Here is a 16215-nt window from a genome sequence, read left to right on the forward strand (position 1 = left end):
CGCGTACGACACTTAGGGGAAGACCTGCTCGTCAGGGACGAACAATCATCGAGCCGCAGCCCCCGCGGCTGGTGCGGCAAGACGGTGGAAGCTCTCGGCTAGCGGGCGAAGTGGCACCAGTCGACGCTGGGCTGACACGGCGAAGGCCGCCTCACGACGAGCGTGAGACGGCCCTCGACCACCAGATGACTCAGAGCTTGTACAGCCGCTTCCAGTTCTCACGTGACGTGAGCTCCGGCATGGCGCGCTTGTACTGCTCCTGCACCGCCGCGCCTTCCTTGCGCAGGCGCTGGACCACCTTGGCGCCGCGCTTGGCCAGGTCGAACATCTTGACCTTGTCGTACGAGCGGACGCGGACGCCTTCCTGGTTCGCGTCCGTCACGACCGCCGTGTCGAACAGGGCGATGTGCCACCAGTTCGCCTCGTCGATCGGGACCGCGCCGAGGCCGAAGCGGCTGCGGCCGAGGACTCGGTCCAGCACTCGCTTGATCAGGACCAGGCGCTGCATGCTGGGCCGCGGGGCGCTGTTGATGATGCCGATGTCGTTGGACGCGATGCCCGGGACGTCGGTCGCCTTGTGACGCTTGGTCTCCGGGTACTGGTCGCGGATGCGGCGGATCTCCTTCATCGCCTCGACACCGCCGTCACGCAGGATCTCCGGGCCCTCGAGGAAGTCCTCGACGGCCTTGATCAGCGTGGCCGACAGGCCGTACTGCATGCCCAGCAGGTAGCGCACCAGCTGCGCGAGCAGGACCCGCGACAGCAGGTTGAGGTTGAACGGCGAGTGCAGCGCCGCGGTGATGATCGAGTTGCGCAGGTTGAAGTACCGGTGCCACTCGTCCCAGTCCTTCATGTGGAAGTCCGCGTGCCACACGCCCGCACCCGGCAGCGTCACCGTCGGGAAACCGTGCGCGCGGGCGCGGTAGGAGTACTCCGCGTCGTCCCACTGGAAGAAGAACGGCATCGGGTAGCCCGTGGCCTGGACGACCTCGTAGGGGATCAGGCAGCTCCACCAGCCGTTGTAGCCGGCGTCGAGGCGACGCTCCTGGCGGTTCGGCTTCAGGGTCTCCTCGTCGACGCCGAGCAGGTCGGCCGTCGTGAGGGAGTGCTCGACCGGCTGGCCGGGCTCGAGCGTGTTGAGCCGGGCGTACTCGGCGCCGACGTGCAGCTGGTTCGGGTGGAACAGGTTGAGCATCTGGCCGCCGACGATGATCGGGTTGGCGGCGCGGTTGGAGAACGCCGTCATCCGGATCACCAGGTCCGGCTCCAGCAGCACGTCGTCGTCCATGAACAGGACGTTCGCGTGCTCGGTCGCGGTGTGCCCGGCCACCTCGAAGAGGCCACGGGTGAAGCCGCCCGCGCCACCGAGGTTCGGCTGCTTGATGTAGTGCAGCTTGTCGGCGAGGTCCTTCGCGACCTGCTCGAACCCGTCACGGGACTCGACGAGGTCGGTGCCCTGGTCGGCGACGTAGATCGCGTCCAGGGTGTCCAGCGACGACACGTCCGCGGCCAGCGCCTGCAGGTTCTTCAGGCAGTCGTCGGCGCGGTTCATCGTGCAGATGGTCACCGCGGTCGGGCGGATCTTCTCCGGGGCCTCGACCGTCCAGCGGACCTGCTCGACGCGCAGCGTCTGGCCGCCCTCGGTCTCGAGGTCCAGCCAGAGCGCGCCGCCGTCGTAGAACTTGTCCAGCTGCGCGGTCAGCGTCACCTTCGCCTGCTTGACGTCCGCGACCTGCTCGGCGGCGACCACGCGGGGCTCGCCCTCGACGTCCGACGCGCCCATCGACAGCAGGCCCGTGCCGGTGACGACGGCCTCGACCGAGACCTCGGACACCGTCGACCAGCGCTGCCAGTAGCTGGCCGGGAACCGGCCGAAGTACGTGTTGCCCGACACCTTGGAGGCGGGCTCGATGGTGATCACCGCACGTTCCCGCACGGCCGAGCCCCACTCGAGCTCGGCGTAGAGGTCCTTGCTCACGATCGGCGCGGGGCCGGCGTAGAGCCCGCGCTGCGCCGTCAGGCGACCCTGCGGAGTGTGCTCGGTGAACCGCGTCTCGGCGGCCGCGCCGGCTTCGGTGGTCGGCGCCGGGGTTGCTGTTTTACCGGGCATTGAGTTCCTCAGTTCTCCTCAGTCGACGGTTCGCGGAAGACGACCCACTTGAGCATCACGAAATTGATCACCGTGGCAGTCGCCTGCGACACGGCCCAGCACAGTGTGTGCTGCCACGCGGACTCCGGCAGCACCTGCAGCATGAGCTGGTTCACCCCGACCGCGACGAAGAACGTCACGGTGTACAGCAGGACGAACGAGCCGACCTGCGCCTTCCCGTCGCGCCGCCCACCCGAAAAGGTGAACTTGCGGTTCAGGAAGAACGCCGTGGTGGTGCCCACGATGAAACTGATAGCGCGGGCGACGTCGACCCACGGTGAAGTGGCCATCCCGGCCACCTGGGTCAGCAGCGTGTACGTGCCCAGGTCGACCAGGGCGCAGAAGCCACCGATCAGGGCGAAGCGGATGAGCTGCCCCACCAGTCCGATCGAGGACGGCTGAGCAGCTGCCATGTCGGCTTGCGGATCGGTCGCCACCACTGCATTACCTCGTTGCCTGAGTCATGGTCACCCGCGCGGGCGCTTGTGCCTTGATGCGCAAAGTGTAGAAGCGAGCACTTCAGGGTCACGTTCCGGGCGTCCTTCGGCGTGGCTACCCTGGTCGGGTGACCCGATCCCCCGAGATACAGCGTCGCACGCTCACGGGCTGGGCGCGGACCGCACCGACGACCGCCGACGTGCTGAGCACCGCGGACGTCGAGGTCATCGCCCGTGCGGTGGCCCAGGCCGGTGAGCGCGGTGTCATCGCCCGCGGCCTCGGCCGCTCCTACGGCGACCCGGCGCAGAACGCCGGCGGCCTCGTCGTCGACATGACCGCGCTGAACCGGATCCACTCGATCGACCCGGACAGCGCGCTCGTCGAGCTCGACGCCGGCGTGAGCCTCGACCAGCTGATGCGCGAGGCGCTGCCGTACGGCCTGTGGGTCCCGGTGCTGCCCGGCACGCGCCAGGTGACCATCGGCGGCGCGATCGCCAACGACATCCACGGCAAGAACCACCACAGCGCGGGCAGCTTCGGCAACCACGTCGTGTCGATGGACCTCATCACCGCGGACGGCAAGATCCGCACGCTGACGCCGTCGGGCCCGGACGCCGAGCTGTTCTGGGCGACCGTCGCCGGCATCGGCCTGACCGGGATCATCACCCGGGCCACGATCCGGATGACCAAGACCGAGACGGCGTACTTCCTCGCCGACAACGAGCGCACGAACAACCTCGACGAGACGCTCGAGCTGGTCAGCAACGGCTCCGACGACAACTACACGTACTCGTCGGCGTGGTTCGACACGATCTCCACCGGCTCGAAGCTGGGCCGCGCCGCCTTCGGCCGCGGCTCGCTCGCCAAGCTGGACGAGCTGCCCCCGAAGCTGCGCGCCGACCCGCTGAAGTTCGACGCCCCGCAGCTCGCGACGCTGCCGGACGTCTTCCCGAACGGCCTGGCGAACAAGCTGACCTTCGGCACGATCGGTGAGCTCTACTACCGCAAGACGCCGAAGGACGCCCGTGGCGTCGTCCAGAACCTGACCGCCTTCTACCACCCGCTGGACATGTTCGGCGAGTGGAACCGGGCGTACGGCTCGAAGGGCTTCCTGCAGTACCAGTTCTCGACGCCACCAGGCGCGCACGAGCCGCTGCGGAAGATCGTCAAGAAGATCGCCGAGTCGGGCCACGTGTCCTTCCTCAACGTCTTCAAGCGGATGGGTGAGGGCAACGCGGCGCCGCTGTCGTTCCCGCACCCCGGCTGGATGGTCTGCGTCGACTTCCCGATCAAGGCGGGCCTGGGCCGGTTCTGCCAGGAGCTCGACGACGACGTCCTCGAGCTGGGCGGGCGGCTGTACACCGCGAAGGACTCGCGCACCTCGCCCGAGACGTTCGCGAAGATGTACCCGCGCCTCGAAGAGTGGCGCAAGGTGCGCGCCGCGGTTGACCCCGAAGGCGTTTTCGCCTCTGACATGAGCCGGAGGCTCGAGCTGTGATCGACGCTGTTGGCAACCCCCAGTCCCTGCTGCTGCTCGGCGGCACGTCCGACATCGCGCTGGCGATCGCCGAGAAGTACCTGGCCGAGAAGCCGCTGCGGGTCGTGCTCGCGGCCCGGCCGTCGCCGCGGCTCGACGCGGCCGCGCAGCGCCTCAAGGACAAGGGCGCCGAGGTCGCGACCGTCGACTTCGACGCGAAGGACCTGGCGTCGCACCCCGGTGTGCTGGACAAGGCGTTCGAGGGCGTCGACGTCGACGTCGCGGTCGTGGCGTTCGGCCTGCTCGGCGACCCCGAGGAGCTGTGGCAGGACCACGCGAAGGCGGTCGAGGCGGCGACGGTGAACTACACCGCCGCGGTGTCCGTCGGCGTCGCGCTGTCGGAGAAGCTCAAGGCCCAGGGCCACGGCACGGTGATCGCGCTGTCCTCGGTGGCCGGCGAGCGCGTCCGGCGGTCCAACTTCGTCTACGGCTCGACCAAGGCCGGTTTCGACGGCTTCTACCTGGGCCTCGGCGAGGCCCTCAAGCCGCACGGCGTGAAGGTGACGGTCGTCCGCTCGGGTCAGGTCCGGACGAAGATGACCGACGGCCTCAAGGACGCTCCCCTGACCCAGAACGCCGACCAGGTGGCCGAGCAGGCCGTCGCGGCGGCTCGCGCGGGCAAGGACCTGATCTGGGCGCCGGCGCCGTTCCGCCTGGTGATGTCGGTGCTGCGGCACGTCCCGCGGCCGATCTTCCGCAAGCTCCCGGTCTGAGGTATCCACCCGGGGGTTGACCCGGAGTTCCATCCGAGGCCGATCCGCACGCCGATGTGATCGTCCGACGGTCGAAACAGACTGTCACCATGACGACCACGAACAGCAAACGCGCCGGGCTTACGATGCTCCTGCGCGATGTCGCGCTCCCGATGGCCCTGTACTACGTCCTGCGCTCCTTCGGCGTCGACGCGTTGTGGGCGCTGCTGGTCGGCGCTGTGCCGCCGGTGCTGCGAACCGGGTACGTCCTGGCCCGGCACCGGCGGATCGACCCGGTCAGCGCGTTCGTGCTGACCGTGCTGCTGATCAACTGCGCGGTGGCGGTGTTCTCCGGCGACGCCCGGCTGCTGCTCGTCCGCAGCGCCTGGATCACGCTGCCGCTCGGCGTGGTGCTGCTGGGGAGCCTGCTCGTCGGGCGCCGCCCGCTCCTGTTCCGCGCGGCCTGCACCTTCCAGCCCGCCCGTGCCGCCGAGCTGGAACAGCTGTGGGGCCTGTCCGCGGCCTTCCGGCAGCGGTGGCGTTCGGTGACGCTCTGGTGGGGTGCCGGCTGCGTCGTGCTGGCCGGGGCCGTCGTGACGATGGCCTTCACGCTGCCGGTCGACGTCGTGCCGTTCCTCGAGACCGCGCTGACCGTCGTGACGGTGGTGGCCGGGGTGAAGGTCACGCGGCAGCGGATGGGCATCCACCGGACGGTTGATGCGTGAGAGCCGGTTCGACGATGGTCCGGACGGCGCCGGTCGCGAATGCTCGAAGGCATGCTCGGCACCCTGCTTTGCGACATCGTCGGCCCGGTCGGCGGCTACTACGCGCTACGGGCGTTCGACGTCGCGCCGGTCTGGGCGCTGACGCTGAGCGGCCTGCCCCCGGCGCTGCGGGTGCTGTACCTGGCGGCGCGGCACCGGCGGGTCGACGGCATGGGCGTCTTCGTGCTGGCCATCGTGGCGATCGGGTTCCTGACGACGGTGCTGACCGGCGACGCGCGGCTGCAGCTGATCCGCGGCGCGTGGTTCAGCGTGCTGATCGGCGTGTGGATGCTGGCGAGCCTGCGCGTCGGCCGCCGCCCGACGACCTACCAGGCGACGCTGGCGCTGCTGCCGGGCCGGGCTTCGACGCTGGAGGCCCGCTGGGCGGACACGCCGTCGTTCCGGCGGGTGTGGTGGGTGCTGACGGTCGTGTGGGGCGTCGGCGGGCTAGTGCACAGCGCGGGGAGCATCGCGATGGCGTACACGCTGCCGGTGGACGTGGTGCCGGGGCTCGACACGGCGTTGTCGATCGGGAGCTTCGTGGTGCTGCAGGTGGTCACGCAGGTGCTGCTGGCGCGCGAGGGGACGATGAACCGGATGTTCCGCGGCCGGGATCAGCTGCCCGCCGCGTGAGCCGGCACCAGGTACAGGTTCTGGACGCCCACCCACGGTGAGTCGATCCGCCAGCTGGCCAGCGCCGCCGGGGGCGGGGCCTGCCGGGTCGTCGCCAGGACCAGGTCCGGGCTGATCGGGGCCACGCTGTGGTCGAAGTTGTGGAAGTTGGCCTCCAGCAGCGCGCGGCCGAGGTCGCCGCTGCGGCGCTTCGTCTCGGTGATCGCCGGGTCGACCGCGCCGCGGTCGGAGAACTCGTCGACCAGCTCGCAGTCGCAGGCGTACGCCAGCGCGCCGATCTCGCCCGCCGTCTCGACCGTGCGGCCGTGGACGATCGAGGCCAGCTCCTGGCCGATCTCGCGGTACTCCGTCGTCGAGGCGTGGTTACTGGTGATCGGCGCGAACTGGCGCGGCAGGCCCGGCAGTGCGTAGACCACGACGCTCGCCACGAGGACGCCGCCGACCAGCGTCCAGGTTCCGCGGCGGACGCGTTCCGGCACCGCGCAGGCGCACGCCGCCAGGAAGATCGTCGCGCCGATGATGCTCGGCCCGTAGTACCAGTGGTACGGCGGCACGCCGAGGCGGCTGTACGCCAGGTAGTGCAGCGCGGCGGCGACGGCCAGCGCCGCGAACGGCGTCAGGCGGCGGGCGGTCTCGGAGCCGCGGCGGAACTGGACGAGCCAGACCACGCCCACCAGGGCGGCGAGCGGCAGGGCCAGGAACGACAGCGCGGCCTCGGCCGGGAAGTTCCGCCAGTACAGGAGCGGGCCGTTCGTGAAGTTGAACGGCCCCCACGACTGCTGGCTGATCTTGATGACGAGCGTGTCCGGCACGGCCGAGCCGAGGACGATCCAGCTGAACCCGAACCACGGCAGCGTCACCGCGAGAGCGGCGAACGCCGTGCGCCAGATGCCGGTCCAGAACTCGCGACGGGCCGCGAACAGCACCACCGCGAACAGCAGCAGGTCGATCCGGACGAGCGCGAGCAGCCCGATCACGACGCCGAGCCGGCCCGCCTTGCGCTCGCCCGCGTAGACGAGCGTCCAGACGACGCCGGTGGCCCCGAGCGCGACCTCCAGCCCTACCGACGACAGCAGCAGCGGGTTGACCAGCAGCAACGCGAACGTCACCGGCGCGAACGCCGCCGGCAGGCCGGTGCGCTCGCCCAGCCGGCGCAGGCCGAGGACGAGCAGCACCTGCGCGGCCACGAACACGATCCCGGCGGCCAGCACGGCGTCGCGGACGAAGAACGTGACCGCGGCGAGCGCCAGGACGTTCAGCGGAGACGTCGCGGTGTTCGCCGTCCCCTGTTCGATCAGGCCCCAGTGGGCGTGGAAGGCGAGGTTCTTCGCGTAGGACAGCGTGATGTACGTGTCATCGATGAGATGGCTGCTGACCAGGGCGAACATCAGCGCGGAAGCCGCCGCGGCCCCCGCCGGCAAGGCCCACGAGCGGGCAAGGGGAACGGCCGCCCACAGCGCAGGGGCGGCCTTGGGGAGTTCTGCGGAGGCGCTTCGCATCCCGGACACCGTACCTCGCCCGTGATGCTTCCGTGATCTGAGCGAGGTGCGGGTGGCTCAGACCACAGCGGTCAGATGCCATTGCCGGAGCCGGAATTGCCCGAGTTGCCGGAGTTGCCGCCGCCGCGGTTGGGGAAGCCGCGGCCGTCCGGACCCTGGTTGGGGCCGTTGTACTGGCGGTGGATGCCGGGACGGTCGCCTCGAGGGCCGCCGCCGTGGGACGTCGCAGCGGCGATCCCGCCGACGATGCCGCCGCCGACCAGCAGGCCCAGGACGCCGACCGCGACGAGCTGGGTGGCGCGGTGGCCGACGAACCGCCGGAAGCCGCCGGGCTGCCGTGGGGCCGCTGGGGGCGGGCCCCAGGCACCGTAGGCCTGGCCGGGGCCGGGCTGGGAGAGCTGCGGGGTGTGCACGGCGGCGGGTGGGGGCTGCTGGCCGTGCGCGGCGGTCTGGTCGGCTCCCTGGGCGGCGTTCGGCAGGGCCGTGGTGCCGGCGGGCGGCGGCTGCTGGCCGTGGACGGCGGTCTGGTCGGCCGCCTGCGCGGCGTTCGACAGGGCCGTGGTGCCGGCGGGTGGGGGCTGCTGGCCGTGGACGGCGGTCTGGTCGGCCGCCTGCGCGGCGTTCGACAGGGCCGTGGTGCCGGCGGCGTCGGTGGCCGCGGGCTGAGCGGGTGCGGCCGGCTCACCCTGCGCGGCGGCGGTGGCCGCGGGCTGAGTGGGTGCGGCGTCGGTGGCCGCGGGCTGGGCCGGGGTGGCGGCCTCACCTTGTGCGGCGGGCGTCACCGGCTGCTGCGTGGTGGGCTGGTCGGCCGCGGCGTGGGCCGTGGGCTGCTCGACGGTCGGGTGGTCGGCCCCCTCCGGGGCCTTCTCCTCGCGCGGCTGGTCGTTCATCGTGGCTCCTGTGGTCACGGGGACGGGCGCAGTGCCCGCCCCCACCACCTCAGGGTGCGCCGGTCAGCTGTGCGTCACCTGAAACGAACCTGTCGATCCGCCATGAGAAGTCACAGGTAGAACGAGAGGAACAGCGTGACGACCCAGGTCGCGCCGAGCACCTGCAGGATGCGGTCCTTGAGCGCGATCTCTTCGGGCTCGCCCGCGATGCCGCCGTCGACGTCGACCGCGTAGCGCAGCACCGCCACCACGAACGGGACCATCGAGATGAGCGCCCACACCGAGTTGTGCTCGGTCTGGCGGATCTCGAACGCCCACAGGCAGTACGACATGATCAGGATCGCCGCCGACGTCGCCCAGACGAACCGCAGGTAGCTGGCCGAATACTTCTTCAGCGACGAGCGGATCTTCGCGCCGGTGCGCTCGAACAGCATGATCTCCGCGTAGCGCTTGCCGGCGACCATGAACAGCGAACCGAACGCCGTGACCAGCAGGAACCACTGCGAAAGCGCGATCCCGCCCGCGACACCGCCGGCGATCGAGCGCATCAGGAAGCCCGAGCCGACGATGGCCAGGTCGACCACCGGCTGGTGCTTCAGGCCGAAGCAGTAGCCGAGCTGGACGGCTTCGTAGACACCCAGCACCACGGCGAGCTGCCAGCTCGCCGCGAACGACACGCCGAGGCCGGCCAGGAAGAACACGACCGCGGCCCCGTACGCGACGGGGACCGGCACGAGACCGGCCGCGATCGGCCGGTTCCGCTTGGTCGGGTGGGCCCGGTCGGCCTCGACGTCGATGGCGTCGTTGATGAGGTAGACCGAGCTCGCCACCAGCGAAAACGCCACGAAGGCGACGATCGCGTCGAGCAGGAGGCCCGTGCGGTCGGTCGACTTCGAGAAGGCGAAGAACGGGGCCGCGAAGACCAGGACGTTCTTCACCCACTGGCGGGGCCGCGCCGTCTTGATGATGCCGCCGACCAGGCCGAACGGCCCCGGTGCGGCAGTCGCCGGCGAAACCTCGGCCTGCTCCGCGGTCACCGGGGTCTCCGGTGTTTCGGGAGTCACGGCCGCTTCGTCGCTGTCGCGCTGCTCGGTCGTCTCGCTCATGGGTTCTTCTTCAGCTTCCGTCGTATCAGACCACCGACGAGCCCCCCGAGGGCCGCACCGGCCAGAACGTCTGTCGGATAGTGAACGCCGAGCACGAGCCGCGAGGCGAGCATCGGCGGTACCAGGGCGGGCACCAGGTTACGCCCGGTCAGTCCTGAGTAGAGCACCGCCGCCGCCGTGGTGGACGTCGCGTGCGAGGACGGGAAGCTCAGCTTGCTCGGCGTGCCGACGAGCACCTCGACGCTCGGGTGGTCCGGCCGCGGCCGCCTGACCACGCGTTTCACCGCGATCGAGGCCGCGTGCGCGCCGACGACGCCTGCCGACGCGAGCAGCCAGTCCTTGCGGCGCTTCTTGTCGACCGCGGCGCCGATCAGGCCGAGGCTGAACCAGCCGATGGCGTGCTCTCCGAAGTGCGACATGCCGCGCGCGGCTTTCACCGAAACGTCACTCTTCAGAAAGCCCTGCGCCTTGGCCAGGACCGCCACCTCACCGGTGGGCTGCCCCTTCTCAAGCATCGAGGGACCCGTCGAGCGGCGCGCCGTCGGTCAGGTGCGGGGCGATCTTGTTGTCGAACGCCGACAGCGCCGAGCCGATGGCCATGTGCATGTCGAGGTACTTGTAGGTGCCGAGCCGGCCGCCGAACAGCACGTTCTTCTCGCGCGCCTCGGTCTTGGCCAGCTCGCGGTAGGCCTCGAGCTTCTCGCGGTTCTCCGGCGTGTTGATCGGGTAGTACGGCTCGTCTTCCTCGGTCGCGAAGCGGGAGAACTCGCGGAAGATGACCGTCTTGTCCTTCGGGTAGTCCCGCTCCGGGTGGAAGTGGCGGAACTCGATGATGCGGGTGTAGGGCACTTCCTGGTCGTTGTAGTTGACGACCGAGGTGCCCTGGAAGTCACCGGTCTCGGCGACCTCGGACTCGAAGTCGACGGTGCGCCAGGTGAACCGGCCCGCCGAGTAGCCGAAGTAGCGGTCCAGCGGCCCGGTGTAGACGGTCGGGGTGCCCGCCGGGATGTGCTCGCGGACGTCGAAGTAGTCGACGTTCAGCCGGATCTCGATGTTCTCGTGCTCGGCCATCTTCTCGAGCCACGCGGTGTACCCGTTGACGGGCAGGCCCTCGTAGGTGTCGTTGAAGTACCGGTTGTCGAAGTTGTAGCGGACCGGCAGGCGCGTGATGATGTTCTCGCCCAGGTTCTTGGGGTCGTTCTCCCACTGCTTCGCGGTGTACCCGCGGATGAACGCCTCGTAGAGGGGACGGCCGACCAGCGAGATGGCCTTCTCTTCGAGGTTCTGCGCGGCGGAGGTCTCGAACTCGGACGACTGCTTGGCGATCAGCTCGCGGGCCTCGTCCGGGGTGTGGGACTTGCCGAAGAACTGGTTGATCAGGCCGAGGTTCATCGGGAACGAGTAGACCTGGTCCTTGACCCGCGCGAAGACGCGGTGCTGGTAGTTCGTGAACTCGGTGAAGCGGTTCACGTACTCCCAGACGCGCTTGTTCGAGGTGTGGAACAGGTGCGCGCCGTACTTGTGCACCTCGATCCCGGTCTCGGGCTCGGCCTCCGAGTAGGCGTTGCCACCGAGGTGGCTGCGCCGCTCGAGGATGAGGACCTTCTTGCCCAGCTCGGTCGCGGCCCGTTCGGCGACGGTCAGACCGAAGAATCCGGACCCGACGACGACGAGGTCGTAACCTGCGAAATCGTCTTCAGTAATCTGTGCGGGGTTCGTGTGCGCGCTCACGGGCGTCGAGGGTACGCAGTCCGGTAACCCGGGCCGCACCCGACTATCACATTTCGGCCTACGACACACCTGGAAAGCAGTGCCTGCACCCGAGGACTTCTGGAGCTACTTCACCGCCGTGGCCACCTACCTGGCCGTCTTGGCGGTGCCCGGCGGCGTCGTCGGATGGGCCGCCGGGGTCCGCGGCTGGGCGCTGGCCGGGCTCGCGCCGCTGCTCAGCTACGCCATCACCGGCCTGGCCGGCCCGTGGCTGGCGATCGCGCACGTGCCGTACGGCCCGCTGAGCGTCGCCGCCTGCACCCTGCTGCTCGCCGCCGCGCTCTACGGACTTCGCCGGTTCTCGATCGCGCGGGGCTGGATGACGCCGGGCGCCGAGGAGCCGCCGCGGCCGTGGACCCGGCGGGCCAACCTGGCCGTGGGTGCCTGCGTGGCGATCGCCTCGGCCGTGTCGATCGCCGTGGTGGTCACCGGGCGCGGCGGCACGACCGCGGTGTTCCAGCGTTGGGACACCGTCTTCCACGCGAACGGCATCCGCTACATCGCCGAGACCGGCGACGGCTCCCTGACCGGCATGGGCACCATCAACTGGTACCCGGACGGCTCGTTCTACCCGAACGCGTACCACCTGGTCGGCGCGCTGGTCTACCAGCTGTCGGGGACGTCGGTCCCGGTCACGCTCAACGCCGTCACGATGCCGATCGCCGGGCTGTTCGCGCTGGCCATGGTCGCGCTGGTGCGCCAGCTCGGCGGCCGTGCGGTGTTCGCCGGCAGCGCGGCGCTGGTCGCCGGCGGCGCGACGACCGGGGCGTACGAGTCGGTGTCGAGCGGCCTGCTGCCGTTCGCGCTCGGCATCGTGCTGACGCCGCTGGCGGTGGTCGCGCTGCAGCGGTTCGTCGTGCGGCCGGGCGTCGACACGGGCGCGGTGCTGGCGCTGAGCGCCACCGGCCTGCTCGCCGCGCACTCGAGCGCGTTGTTCGGGGCGCTCCTGTTCGCGTTCCCGGTGGTCGTGCAGCGCTGGTACCGGGCGCTGCGGGGCAAACGCGTCGACGGCGTGCCCGAGGGCCGCGCGGCCTGGCGGGTGCTCGGTGGCGACGTCCTGCGGGTGGTCCCGGTGATGGTGGCGGCCGGGCTGCTGACCGCGCCACAGATCCTCGGCGCGATCGGCTTCACGTCCGGGGCGTACCCGTACCACGCGTGGGGCTCGCACATGGCGGTGTGGAAGGCGCTGGCCATGCTGGCGACGTTCAAGCAGGTGCTGCCGGTGCCGCAGATCTGGCTCACGGTGTTCCTGGTCATCGGGCTGGTCACGCTGTCGCGGCTGCGGCGGATGCGCTGGGTGGTGCTCTCGGCGATCGCGCTGTCCGCGCTGTTCGTCGTCGTCGCGTGCTTCGGCGGCGAAGACTGGGTGATCGCCCTGTCGCGGCCCTGGTGGAACGACCGGTTCCGGCTGATGGCGCTGGCGGCGATCCCGATGTGCCTGCTCGCCGCGCACGGGATGAGCGAGACCCAGCAGTGGCTGGCGAAGGTCGCGAGCGGACGCGCCTGGGTGCGGGCGCGGCCGTGGCTGACCGGCCGGGTCGGGCTGGCGACGGCGGTGCTGCTGGTCGTCGCGATGGGCGTGCTGACCGGCGGGTTCTACCGCGCGGCCAACGCCAAGACGGTGTCGCTGCTGTACTACAACGGCCTGCCCGGCGAGACGGTCCCGCCGGTCAGCCAGGACGAGATCGACGCGATGGAGTACCTCGGCACGCTGGGGATCCCGGCCGACCAGAAGGTGCTCAACGACCGCATGGACGGCACGGCGTGGCTGTACGCGCTCACCGGCGTGCACCCGGTGGCCGGCCACTACGACGCGGGCATCGCTCCCCCGGACGCGCTCTACCTGGCCCTGCACTTCGGCGACTACGACAGCGACCCGGAGGTCCGCGCGGCCACCCGGCGGCTGAACATCCACTACGTGCTGGTGGGCAGCGGCACGATCCGCCGCGACACCCCGATCGCGCCGGGCCTGCGGCACCTGGACGGGCACGACTTCGTCAAGCAGGTCTACCGGAACCCGGGTGCCGTGATCTACCGGATCGTGAAGTAGCCCCGGCAGGACAAAGCCCTCGTGGCCGCGGCGCCCCGTGCCGCGGCCACGAGGGCCCTCCGTCCCCCAACCACCCCCGGGGTGATCTCTGACGTCTGCATGCAAGGACGCCCGAGGGACGGCAATCGGTTTCCCGGCTACCCGGATGTCACCCGTTCGGACTAGCGTGGAGCTCCGGCAGGACGTCGCTCGCGACCTGTTCCAGCACGGCTTCGCGGCCTTCGTACGGCGACGACGACCGCGGCCAGTGCGCGATGATGTCGGTGAAGCCCAGCTCGCCCGCGCGGCCGGCGGCGTCGCGGAACGCCTCGACGCTGCTCAGTGAGAAGACCGGCGAGGCGTCCAGGCTCAGGTGGCGCTGGATGCCCGCCCGCTCGCGGCCCACCGCGTCCAGCCGCTGGTCGAAGACCTCCGTGAGCTGCTTGATGCCGCCCCACCACTCGTCCTCGGTCGCGCCGCCCCGGCCCGTCGTCACCCAGCCCGCGCCGAAGCGCGCCGCCAGGGTCATCGTGCGGGGGCCGTTGGCCGCGACCACGAACGGCAGCCGGGGACGCTGGACCGTGCCCGGCAGGTTGCGGGCCTCGCGGGCCCGGTAGTACTCGCCGTCGAAGTCGAACTTGTCCGTCATGAGCAGCCCGTCGAGCGCCTCGACGAACTCGGTGAACCGGTCGGCGCGCTGCTTGGCCGTCAGCTCCGGGGCGTCCAGGACCTTGCTGTCGTAGTGGACGTGGTCGACGCCCGCGCCGACGCCCAGGATGAACCGGCCGTCCGAGATGTCGTCGAGGGTGGTCAGGTCCCGCATGAACGGCACCGGGTGCCGCGCGACCGGGGACGCCACGAACGTGCCCAGCCGGATGCGGGACGTCACCATCGCCGCCGCCGTCAGGGTCGGGACCGCGGAGAACCACGGGCCGTCGACGAGGTTCCGCCAGCCCAGGTGGTCGTACGTCCACGCGTGGTCGAAGCCGTATTCCTCGGCCGCGCGCCACTTCGGCTCGGCGGCCCACCAACGATCTTCAGGGAGAATCACGATGCCTACTCGCACACTGCCGGACCGTAGCGGTAACCACCGACAATCGCTCGGACGGGGACGAGGCCACCCGAACGTGTCAGGGACAATGGTCGGGTGGAGAGACCTCAGTTGATCGCGTCCGACGTCGACGGCACCCTGCTCGGCCCCTCCGAATCCCTCAGCGCCCGCACCATCGCGACCGTCCGCCGGGCGATCGAAGCGGGCGTGCCGTTCGTGCTGGCCAGCGGCCGCCCGCCGCGCTGGATCGCGCCCGTGGCCAGGCCGCTCGAGCTGACCGGGTACGCGGTGTGCGCGAACGGCGCCGTCCTGTACGACTGCGGCCGCGAGGAGGTCGTCGCGGTGCACGGCCTGCTGCGGCCCGAGCTGCTCAACGACATCGCGCACGCGCTCGACAAGGCCCTGCCCGGCTGCCGGCTGGCCGCCGAACGCGCCAGCACCGGCGTCGACCACGAGATGCGCAGCTTCGTGATCGAGCCGAAGTACCACAACCCGTGGGGCGACGGCGAAGGCCGCACCGCCCCGCGCGCCGAGGTGCTCGGGCACCCGGCGATCAAGCTGCTGGTCAGCCACCGCGGGATGTCGTCGGAGGAGATGGCCGAAGCGGTGAACGCGCTGTTCGAGCGCGAGGTCGACGTCACCTACTCGTCGTCGGGCGGCCTGGTGGAGCTGTCCGCGCACGGGATCACCAAGGCGACCGGCCTGGCCGACGTCGCCGAGCGGCTGGGCGTCGGGCGCGAGCAGGTCATCGCGTTCGGCGACATGCCCAACGACGTCGAGATGCTGCGCTGGGCCGGCCACGGGGTCGCGATGGAGAACGGGCACCGGGCGGTGCTCGCGGTGGCCGACGAGGTCACCGGCCCGGCCGGTGACGACGGCGTCGCTCAGGTCCTCGAGCGCTGGTTCTAGCGGTTGTCGAGCTCGGCCGCTTCGGCCGGGGTCGGCGCCGTCCCGCCCAGGTGCGCGGGCAGCCACCAGTGTTCTTCGTCGGACGACGGCTGGTCCGGGTAGTCGGCCTGGGCCCGGTCGAGCAGCGCGCTCATCCGGGTGCGCAGCTCCTTCGTCACGACGTCCCAGTCGTCGCCCTTGGCCGGGTGCATCGGCTCGCCGATGAGGATCGAGATCGGCACGTGCCGGCGCGTCAGGTCCTTCGGCCGGCCCTTCGTCCAGAGCCGCTGCGTGCCCCACAGCGCCATCGGCACGACCGGGACGTTCGCCGCCGCGGCCATCCGGACGGCGCCCGACTTGATCTCCTTGACGGTGAACGACCGGCTGATGGTGGCTTCGGGGAAGACGCCGACGACCTCACCGGCCTGCAGCTTCCCGAGCGCTTCGCGGTAGGAGGCCAGGCCGGCGGACCGGTCGACGGAGATGTGGTGCATCCCGCGCATCAGCGGCCCGGCGATCTTGTTGTCGAAGATCTCCTTCTTCGCCATGAACCGCGTCAGCCGCTTGGCCGGGCGCGCGCCGAGGCCGCAGAAGATGAAGTCGAGGTAGCTCACGTGGTTGCACGCGATGACCGCACCGCCGTGGCGCGGGATGTGCTCCGCGCCGTCGATCGTGATGCGGTTGTCCAATACCCGGAACATCGTCCGGGCCGCCGCGATCACGGGCGGGTACACGAGGTCGGCCATCGCGCCAGGTTACGGGACCGTAG

Annotated in this window: 15 protein-coding genes; 6 read left to right on the plus strand and 9 right to left on the minus strand. The window is 70.6% G+C overall.

Annotation, left to right across the window (positions count from 1 at the left end; genetic code table 11):
* Positions 1 to 190: 190 nt before the first annotated feature.
* Both ACZ7OU_RS05115 and ACZ7OU_RS05120 read right to left on the minus strand, forming a co-directional pair.
* Positions 191 to 2110, minus strand: a complete 1920-nt coding sequence (locus ACZ7OU_RS05115; protein WP_470239903.1) for a glycosyltransferase — start codon at positions 2108 to 2110, stop codon at positions 191 to 193.
* 8 nt (positions 2111 to 2118) lie between these two features.
* Positions 2119 to 2589 carry a GtrA family protein gene (locus tag ACZ7OU_RS05120; protein ID WP_470239904.1) on the minus strand — a complete coding sequence of 157 codons (471 nt, stop codon included), beginning with the start codon at positions 2587 to 2589 and terminating at the stop codon, positions 2119 to 2121.
* A 125-nt stretch (positions 2590 to 2714) separates the two neighbouring features.
* Between ACZ7OU_RS05120 and ACZ7OU_RS05125 the strand changes: the two genes are divergently transcribed.
* The 4 genes from ACZ7OU_RS05125 (at position 2715) to ACZ7OU_RS05140 (ending at position 6213) form a co-directional block, all read left to right on the plus strand.
* Positions 2715 to 4085 carry an FAD-binding oxidoreductase gene (locus ACZ7OU_RS05125; RefSeq protein WP_470254292.1) on the plus strand — a complete coding sequence of 457 codons (1371 nt, stop codon included), beginning with the start codon at positions 2715 to 2717 and terminating at the stop codon, positions 4083 to 4085.
* Positions 4082 to 4837 (plus strand): decaprenylphospho-beta-D-erythro-pentofuranosid-2-ulose 2-reductase, encoded by a 756-nt coding sequence (locus ACZ7OU_RS05130; protein WP_470254293.1) that lies wholly within the window; start codon positions 4082 to 4084, stop codon positions 4835 to 4837. Before ACZ7OU_RS05125 ends, ACZ7OU_RS05130 begins: the two co-directional genes overlap by 4 nt.
* A gap of 89 nt (positions 4838 to 4926) precedes the next feature.
* On the plus strand, positions 4927 to 5541 hold the full coding sequence (locus ACZ7OU_RS05135) for a VC0807 family protein (protein ID WP_470254294.1): 615 nt from the start codon (positions 4927 to 4929) through the stop codon (positions 5539 to 5541).
* Between the two features lie 51 nt (positions 5542 to 5592).
* Entirely contained in the window at positions 5593 to 6213 is a 621-nt protein-coding gene (locus tag ACZ7OU_RS05140; protein WP_470254295.1) for a VC0807 family protein, read from the plus strand.
* On the opposite strand, the gene ACZ7OU_RS05145 is transcribed toward ACZ7OU_RS05140, so the two are convergent.
* The 5 genes from ACZ7OU_RS05145 to glf all read right to left on the minus strand — a co-directional run bounded on the left by ACZ7OU_RS05145 (position 6195) and on the right by glf (position 11439).
* Positions 6195 to 7712, minus strand: a complete 1518-nt coding sequence (locus ACZ7OU_RS05145; protein ID WP_470254296.1) for a hypothetical protein — start codon at positions 7710 to 7712, stop codon at positions 6195 to 6197. The two genes, ACZ7OU_RS05140 and ACZ7OU_RS05145, sit on opposite strands and share 19 nt — an antisense overlap.
* 71 nt (positions 7713 to 7783) lie before the next feature.
* Positions 7784 to 8602, minus strand: a complete 819-nt coding sequence (locus ACZ7OU_RS05150; protein WP_470254297.1) for a hypothetical protein — start codon at positions 8600 to 8602, stop codon at positions 7784 to 7786.
* Between the two features lie 110 nt (positions 8603 to 8712).
* Positions 8713 to 9708 (minus strand): decaprenyl-phosphate phosphoribosyltransferase, encoded by a 996-nt coding sequence (locus tag ACZ7OU_RS05155; RefSeq protein ID WP_470254298.1) that lies wholly within the window; start codon positions 9706 to 9708, stop codon positions 8713 to 8715.
* Entirely contained in the window at positions 9705 to 10223 is a 519-nt protein-coding gene (locus tag ACZ7OU_RS05160; protein WP_470254299.1) for a phosphatase PAP2 family protein, read from the minus strand. Before ACZ7OU_RS05160 ends, ACZ7OU_RS05155 begins: the two co-directional genes overlap by 4 nt.
* Complete coding sequence (glf, locus tag ACZ7OU_RS05165; RefSeq protein WP_470239913.1) at positions 10216 to 11439, minus strand: UDP-galactopyranose mutase; 1224 nt, start codon at positions 11437 to 11439, stop codon at positions 10216 to 10218. Before glf ends, ACZ7OU_RS05160 begins: the two co-directional genes overlap by 8 nt.
* Positions 11440 to 11518: 79 nt before the next feature.
* Between glf and ACZ7OU_RS05170 the strand changes: the two genes are divergently transcribed.
* Complete coding sequence (locus tag ACZ7OU_RS05170; protein ID WP_470254300.1) at positions 11519 to 13528, plus strand: DUF6541 family protein; 2010 nt, start codon at positions 11519 to 11521, stop codon at positions 13526 to 13528.
* A gap of 148 nt (positions 13529 to 13676) precedes the next feature.
* On the opposite strand, the gene ACZ7OU_RS05175 is transcribed toward ACZ7OU_RS05170, so the two are convergent.
* The gene (locus ACZ7OU_RS05175; RefSeq protein ID WP_470254301.1) at positions 13677 to 14573 is read right to left on the minus strand and encodes an LLM class flavin-dependent oxidoreductase; all 897 of its coding nucleotides are present in this window, start codon (positions 14571 to 14573) and stop codon (positions 13677 to 13679) included.
* A gap of 96 nt (positions 14574 to 14669) precedes the next feature.
* Here ACZ7OU_RS05175 and ACZ7OU_RS05180 point away from each other — a divergent pair, with 96 nt between their 5' ends.
* The gene (locus tag ACZ7OU_RS05180; RefSeq protein ID WP_470240776.1) at positions 14670 to 15467 is read left to right on the plus strand and encodes an HAD family hydrolase; all 798 of its coding nucleotides are present in this window, start codon (positions 14670 to 14672) and stop codon (positions 15465 to 15467) included.
* On the opposite strand, the gene ACZ7OU_RS05185 is transcribed toward ACZ7OU_RS05180, so the two are convergent.
* Positions 15464 to 16192: a lysophospholipid acyltransferase family protein gene (locus ACZ7OU_RS05185; protein ID WP_470239916.1), complete on the minus strand. Its 729-nt coding sequence runs from the start codon at positions 16190 to 16192 to the stop codon at positions 15464 to 15466. The genes ACZ7OU_RS05180 and ACZ7OU_RS05185 overlap by 4 nt on opposite strands.
* Between the last annotated feature and the right edge of the window lie 23 nt (positions 16193 to 16215).

Source organism: Amycolatopsis sp. NPDC114505 (genome assembly GCF_055633615.1).